This is a genomic window from Yersinia pekkanenii (assembly GCF_001152565.1).
GTDB lineage: Bacteria > Pseudomonadota > Gammaproteobacteria > Enterobacterales > Enterobacteriaceae > Yersinia > Yersinia pekkanenii.
Window position 1 is genome coordinate 1 of the sequence record NZ_CQAZ01000088.1, and the last position, 6,310, is coordinate 6,310.

Sequence of the window (6,310 nt, forward strand, 5' to 3'; positions counted from 1 at the left end):
CAACCCACTACACCTAAAAGTAGAGCCAGAAGGCTGGCGTAAGGATATCCATGTTCAATGCAAACACTAGCCTGCTGGCCGGTGCGATGAGTCGCGCCCAATTAGAAGAGGCATTAAACCGAGCGCAGCAAGCCTATATCGAATTATCGTCCGGCGCGAAGGGCGTTTCGTTCTCCTATGCGCAAGGGGATGGCACCCGATCGGTTACCTATCAGCAAACAGATATTGGGACACTCATGGGGTTAATTCAGCTTCTTCAGGCTCAGCTAGGCATCGTTAAGCGTCCACGCAGGGCGATAAGGTTTCGTTACTGATGAAAAACCCAGTAAGGATTTTAGGTCCTGACGGTAGCCCCTTGCCGCCATCAAAATCAAGGGCATCAATGTTGAGTGGTTCCCGAGGGGTTCCGTATGACGCTGCTGATTCATTCAGTGATTCTATGGCCAATTGGCAGCCGTCCTTGTGGTCACCGGATAACGAAATCAATACCTCCCGCGATCAGGTGGTTGCCCGCGTTCGCGACATGGTACGTAACGATGGTTGGGCCTCGGGAAGCGTTACCCGTATTTTGGATAATGCCGTTGGTGCGTCTTTCCGTCCGCTTGCTAAGGTTGATTATCGGACTCTGGCACTGATGACTGGTAATCATAAATTTGACGCGAAATGGGCTGATGAATATGGACGGGCCATTGAGTCAGGCTGGCGAATTTGGGCGAATGATCCCAATCGTTATTGTGATGCGGAAAGAAAGAAAACCGTAGCTCAACTGTTGCGACTTGGTTTCCGGCACAAGCTGATCGACGGTGACGCGCTTTGTGTCATGCAATATCGCCCTGACCGTCTTGGCTATGGTAAAGCGCAGTATGCCACGGCAATACAAATTATTGACCCGGACAGATTAAGTAACCCACAGCAGAAGTTCGACATGTTGAATGTTCGTGGTGGAGTCGAAATTGATGATGACGGGGTGCCAGTAGCCTACCACATCCGCAAGGCGCATATGGGGGATTGGTGGGCGGCTCAAGAAACCATGACGTGGGAGCGTATCCCGCGTGAAACTGACTGGGGCCGTCCGATTGTTATTCATGACTTTGACAGTGACCGGGCGTCCCAGCATCGGGGTATCAGTATTTTCACCCCGATTGTTCAGCGCCTGAAGATGCTGATTAAGTACGATGAAGTGGAGCTGCAATCTTCAATACTGAACTCCATTTTTGCCGCCTTTATCACATCACCTTATGACCCGAGTTTAGTGGCGGAAGCCCTTGATACAGGGGATGAAGTGAACCGCTATCAAGATATGCGTCGTGAGTATCACGATGAAAAACGGCTATCTTTACAAGGGGGGGCGCGAATACCCATCCTCGCCCCGGGTGAGGGAATGGAGACGCTGAGCGCAGTAAGGCCAACCAGTAATTTTATCGCCTTTGAAAGCGCTGCATTACGAAACGTCGCCGCATCATTGGGGATTTCTACCCAACAACTGACACAGGACTGGTCAGATGTTAACTACAGCTCAGCCCGTTCCGCCATGCTGGAAGCTTGGAAAACCCTGACTCGCCGCCGGGATGATTTTGCCACGGGATTCGCTCAGCCCATTTTGTCGTGCTTTATCGAAGAGTTGCATGACTTAGGTGAAGTTCCCTTACCTGACGGTGCGCCGGACTTTCTCGCGGCGAAAGCAGCTTATTGCCGTGCGCAGTGGATGGGGCCCGGTCGGGGTTGGGTTGATCCGGTGGCTGAGAAGAAAGGGGCCATTCTTGGCATGGAGGCGGGGCTATCTACTCTCGAAATGGAAGCCGCTGAAAACGTGGGTGAAGACTGGGAAGAATTGCTGGATCAGCGCCAGCGAGAACGTGAGGCATACATTGAGCGTGGATTGCCGATCCCTACATGGTTGCAAGCTGAAACCTTTGCACCCGATCAGCCTACAGCCAACCAACAACAAAAACCGGAGGCACAGTGAATCTTCCACATTTAGCCCAGCGGCTATTTAACACTCCGCTGGCCCTTCATCCGCACAAGGCTGAAGTGGTTATGGCGGCACTGACTGATCGGTTCGGCCTGACGCGCATTCAGTCTAATGCCGATTGGGATGACGATGACGATACCTTTACGCGCAAAGGGCGCGAGTGTGGTTATGACGTTATCGCTGGTATAGCACGGATACCCATCACGGGGACCTTAGTGCAGAAATTAGGCACCTTGCGCCCTTACAGCGGAATGACGGGCTATGACGGCATTCGGGCCAGCTTTCTGACGGCAATGAATGACAGCGAAGTCAAAGCCATTTGTCTTGATATTGATTCACCGGGCGGTGAAGTTGCCGGGTGTTTTGATTTGGTCGATGAAATTTATGCAGCCCGAGGCGAAAAGCCCATATGGGCCATCCTGTCCGAAAGTGCTTACTCCGCTGCTTATGCGCTGGCCAGCGCTGCGGATCGGATTATTGTCCCGCGTACTGGCGGGGTCGGTTCAATTGGCGTCATCGTCATGCATGTTGACTGGTCGCAGCGCATAAAAAGCGATGGGGTACAGGTCACGATAATCACTTTTGGGAGCAGAAAAGCTGAATCAAATCCCTACGAGGCATTAAGCGAGGAGGCAAAAAAGGCCATTCAGTCCGATGTTGACGAGATGGGCCGCTTGTTCGTGAGTACCGTTTCCCGCAATCGCGGGATAGCTGAAAGAACTATCAGGGACACCGAGGCCGCATGTTACCTGGCCGCTGATGGTGTGCAACTGGGGTTGGCTGATGAAGTCGCCTCGCCTGATGTCGCATTCCGCGATTTATTAAAACTGGTTGGAGAAAATAATGGGTAAGAAAATTCAAGGTTTTGCTCACCTGTTTGGCCGTGGGGCCAAGGCGTCAGAAGAGACAGAGGACGATAATAAAGAGTCCAAAAAAGCCAAAGGTCGTCGGGCTGAGGATGATAAAAAAGATCCTGATGCCGAAGAGAACGATGACGACCAAAACGATAACTCTGATGATCAGGACAATAAAGACCCTGATGCTGAAGACGACTCCGATGATGCTGATGCAGAAGAGGGGGAAGAAGAAGACGGCGATGATGATAAAGAAGACCGTAACGTTAAAAAGGGCCGCAGTGCCGAACGTAATCGTTGTGCTCGCATCTTTAGCAGTCAACATGCGGCTGGGCGTATGGATTTGGCGGCAACATTAGCCCTTAATTCAGGCATGAGTTCAGCAGCAGCAATCCGTATTCTTGCAACTACAGCCGCCCCAGCAACGTCATCCTCTTCCCGTAAACGGACGCTGGATGAGCGAATGCAAGCGGCTAATACCCCACGACCAGGGCAAGATGCCGCGACGACGTCCAGGGGAATGTCTATGGTCCAAAAAATGGCCAGTCTTTATGACTCTGCAAAAGGTAAAAAATAATGGATAACTTTGGACAAAATGCATTTCAACCGGGCATGCGCTCATCGTTGTTTGTGCCAGACCAGTTAGTCTCAGGGACATTACAACTAGTCACTGATACTGGCGTTATTGCTCAGGCGGCTGCGATACATTTGCGGGGCACAGTGTTGGGTAAAATTACGGCATCAGGTGAGTACGTCAAGTCTGTTAAGACCGCCACCGATGGCAGTGAAGTACCGGTCGCCATCCTCGTCGATGATGTGGATACGACAACAACATCTCAGCGCGGAGGTGTTTATTTGATGGGGCAATTCAATCAAAACCGTATTATTCATGATGCTTCATGGACGCTGGATGAATTAAAAACCGACCTGCGGACCTACTCAATCTTCCTCGAAGACAGTATCCAAGCGCCAGTTTAAAACCTCACTTTCTGATTTGCATCCGATGCCATTCACCCGGCAGGGGCTTGCTCGTCTTCAATCTTTGTCTGGCGGCTCTGGCTGCCAGCAAATTAAAAGAGATACTACATGAATATTTACGATACCAATGTGCTGGTGGGTCTGGTTCCCAACCTGAAAACAAGCCAGAACTGGTTACTCGATCGCTTCTTTCCCAATGTGGTGACCTATGAAACCGAAGAGGTTTCCATCGATGTTGATATTGGTAAACGTCGTATGTCTCCTTTCGTTTCCCCGTTAGTTGAAGGGAAGCTGGTGGAGAGCCGCAAGTATCAAACCAATACCTTCAAACCCGCTTATATCAAAGACAAGCGCGCGCCTGACTTGCGTAAACCGATCCGCCGCCAGATGGGGGAGCGCATTGGTGGGGAATACACCGCCGCAGAGCGCGAAATGTTAAACATCCAGTTTGAAATGGAAGACCAGATCGACATGCTTAACCGTCGTCTGGAATGGATGGCCGCCAGTGCGCTGACTAAATCTCAGATTACCGTGGTGGGGGATGGGTTCCCGACCACGGTCATTGATTTTGGTCGTTCCAGTAACCTGACCATTACATTGAGTGGGTCAGATAAATGGCCATTATCTGTGGCTGCCGGTGCAACAAATACTCAGCCCTCCGATGATATTGAAGACTGGCAAACGCTGATGTTGAAAGAGTCAGGATCGGTGGCCACTGACCTGGTATTTACTACCTCCTCATGGAAAGCGTTCCGTCTGGATACCACTATTAAAGACAATGCCATCGTATTCCCGGCATTAAGTCCCTTTGGTAATCAGGTTGATGCGGGGCCGCGCGTCAATAAAGGCGCGGTTTATAAAGGTCGCTGGGGTAACTTTGATCTGTGGCTGTATAACGACTGGTTTATTGACCCGCTGGACGGCATTGAAAAGCCGATGATCCCAGATGGCGCAGTATTAATGTCAGGTGCTGACCTGATGGGGACTCGCGCCTTTGGTCTCATTCTAGACCCTGCGTTTAATTACGGTCCAATGGCTTTCGCACCAAAATCATGGATTATGCCCGACCCGGCACAGCGTTACCTGTTGATGCAATCTGCTCCACTGGTAATTCCAAGCCGAGTAAATGCCTCACTCTGTGCGACGGTGGTGTGATATGACAAAACCAGCAAAGCAACAACCGACTATCAATGAACTGGGCGGAAATCCGCCTGAGTTCGCGGATGATGATTCGACGGACGACGCTGACGAGTTGGAGGTTGTTGTCGTAAAAGGCCAGACTCTGCGCCATAGCGGGGAAACTCATGTGGAGAATAGCCGTTTATTCCTGTTGCATGATGATGCTGAACGGCTGATTAGCCTGGGCGTGGTTGCTGATGTGAAAGCATTACGGCAGCAGGCGGCTAGCACTACTGGCCCCTCAATCACTGTCGATGATGGTGTGAAGATAAATCGAGGTGGCTGATGGGTGTCAACTGGGATCAGCATCTTCTTGCCCCCCTACAAGCGGTATTTGGTGACCCGGTTGATTACCGGCCTGCTGGTGGTAAGCCAACTTATACCATCAGCGGCATCTTTGATCGGGCTTATACCACCATTGACCCGCTGGATGATGGCAGCACCATTAATACCACCAATCCCGTTTTAGGGGTTAGGGACAGTGAGTTTCGTTCACCACCTAAACAGGGGGACCGGGTATTTATTGGCATCGTTGCTAATGAACCGGTCAATACCTTGTTTGCTGTAGCAGATGTTCAGCCAGACAGTCACGGCGGCAGCAAGCTCATTCTTAATCGGGTAAAAGCATGAATACCGCGCAAATAAGAAAGCTGGTTGTTAATGCCATTATCGGTAATACGGACGCGGAAAACCGCGTCTATTCTCCGCGTGACTGGCCGACTACTGAGGATATGTACCCGGTTATCTTGGTGCAAACCCTTATCGAGGAAAAACAGTCATTAGGCCGAAATGCTCCGCAGTTCAACACCATAACAACCGTGCGCATTACCGGACGGTTGCAGGAGTTGGATGGTGAGCATACCGATGATGGCGCGGTTAAAGCAGAGTTGGCGCTCGAGCAGTTACGAGAACAAATTGAACGGGCGGTGATAAACAGTTATGACCTCACCCGCCAGATACAGCAGTTTGCCCGTGTACGTTCGACCATTGATCTGGATTCTGGCGGTGAGGGCCATATGGCTCAACTGCTGATGGAACTGGATATCGAATACTACCAGGGGCCGGAAGATTTCTACCCCATTAATGCTGACCGGTTGGAGGGTATGGATATCACCATCGCCATGCCAGACGGCACCATCGACCCTCTGGTTTCTATAAACTTCCCGGAGTAAATCCCATGATTGTTAAACCCGTCGCCGGTCGCACTGTGCGTGACCCGGTAAAGGGCACCTTTTTGCCTGAATCTGGCACAGAGGTTCCTGATAATTCATTTTGGCGTCGTCGTTTAAACGACGGTGATGTGGTACGAGAACAGCCTAAAGAGCTT

The 6,310-nt window shown here is 51.1% G+C and carries 10 protein-coding genes; all 10 read left to right on the top strand.

Annotated features, from left to right (window positions below):
* The first annotated feature begins 50 nt into the window (after positions 1–50).
* The gene (gene gpW / locus AEP37_RS22045; protein WP_005278866.1) at positions 51–314 is read left to right on the top strand and encodes a gpW family head-tail joining protein; all 264 of its coding nucleotides are present in this window, start codon (positions 51–53) and stop codon (positions 312–314) included.
* The gene (locus AEP37_RS22050; RefSeq protein WP_235801416.1) at positions 314–1,966 is read left to right on the top strand and encodes a phage portal protein; all 1,653 of its coding nucleotides are present in this window, start codon (positions 314–316) and stop codon (positions 1,964–1,966) included. Before gpW ends, AEP37_RS22050 begins: the two co-directional genes overlap by 1 nt.
* The gene (locus AEP37_RS22055) at positions 1,963–2,823 is read left to right on the top strand and encodes a S49 family peptidase (RefSeq protein ID WP_049615336.1); all 861 of its coding nucleotides are present in this window, start codon (positions 1,963–1,965) and stop codon (positions 2,821–2,823) included. The genes AEP37_RS22050 and AEP37_RS22055 overlap by 4 nt, the downstream gene beginning before the upstream one ends.
* Positions 2,816–3,403 (top strand): hypothetical protein, encoded by a 588-nt coding sequence (locus tag AEP37_RS22060; protein ID WP_049615337.1) that lies wholly within the window; start codon positions 2,816–2,818, stop codon positions 3,401–3,403. Before AEP37_RS22055 ends, AEP37_RS22060 begins: the two co-directional genes overlap by 8 nt.
* Entirely contained in the window at positions 3,403–3,804 is a 402-nt protein-coding gene (locus tag AEP37_RS22065) for a head decoration protein (RefSeq protein WP_049615338.1), read from the top strand. Before AEP37_RS22060 ends, AEP37_RS22065 begins: the two co-directional genes overlap by 1 nt.
* Before the next feature lie 108 nt (positions 3,805–3,912).
* Positions 3,913–4,959: a major capsid protein gene (locus AEP37_RS22070; RefSeq protein ID WP_049615339.1), complete on the top strand. Its 1,047-nt coding sequence runs from the start codon at positions 3,913–3,915 to the stop codon at positions 4,957–4,959.
* Position 4,960: 1 nt separating this feature from the next.
* Positions 4,961–5,269 carry a hypothetical protein gene (locus AEP37_RS22075; protein ID WP_049615340.1) on the top strand — a complete coding sequence of 103 codons (309 nt, stop codon included), beginning with the start codon at positions 4,961–4,963 and terminating at the stop codon, positions 5,267–5,269.
* The gene (locus tag AEP37_RS22080) at positions 5,269–5,613 is read left to right on the top strand and encodes a head-tail joining protein (protein ID WP_049615341.1); all 345 of its coding nucleotides are present in this window, start codon (positions 5,269–5,271) and stop codon (positions 5,611–5,613) included. Before AEP37_RS22075 ends, AEP37_RS22080 begins: the two co-directional genes overlap by 1 nt.
* On the top strand, positions 5,610–6,155 hold the full coding sequence (locus AEP37_RS22085; RefSeq protein WP_049615342.1) for a hypothetical protein: 546 nt from the start codon (positions 5,610–5,612) through the stop codon (positions 6,153–6,155). The genes AEP37_RS22080 and AEP37_RS22085 overlap by 4 nt, the downstream gene beginning before the upstream one ends.
* A 5-nt stretch (positions 6,156–6,160) precedes the next feature.
* A partial coding sequence (locus tag AEP37_RS25390; protein ID WP_049615343.1) for a DUF2635 domain-containing protein occupies positions 6,161–6,310 on the top strand: 150 nt, incomplete at its 3' end.

Coding starts and splice junctions, on each gene's coding strand:
- gpW (WP_005278866.1), top strand. CDS start 51: ATGTTCAATGCAAACACTAGCCTGCTGGCCGGTGCGATGAGTCGCGCC.
- AEP37_RS22050 (WP_235801416.1), top strand. CDS start 314: ATGAAAAACCCAGTAAGGATTTTAGGTCCTGACGGTAGCCCCTTGCCG.
- AEP37_RS22060 (WP_049615337.1), top strand. CDS start 2,816: ATGGGTAAGAAAATTCAAGGTTTTGCTCACCTGTTTGGCCGTGGGGCC.
- AEP37_RS22065 (WP_049615338.1), top strand. CDS start 3,403: ATGGATAACTTTGGACAAAATGCATTTCAACCGGGCATGCGCTCATCG.
- AEP37_RS22070 (WP_049615339.1), top strand. CDS start 3,913: ATGAATATTTACGATACCAATGTGCTGGTGGGTCTGGTTCCCAACCTG.
- AEP37_RS22075 (WP_049615340.1), top strand. CDS start 4,961: ATGACAAAACCAGCAAAGCAACAACCGACTATCAATGAACTGGGCGGA.
- AEP37_RS22080 (WP_049615341.1), top strand. CDS start 5,269: ATGGGTGTCAACTGGGATCAGCATCTTCTTGCCCCCCTACAAGCGGTA.
- AEP37_RS22085 (WP_049615342.1), top strand. CDS start 5,610: ATGAATACCGCGCAAATAAGAAAGCTGGTTGTTAATGCCATTATCGGT.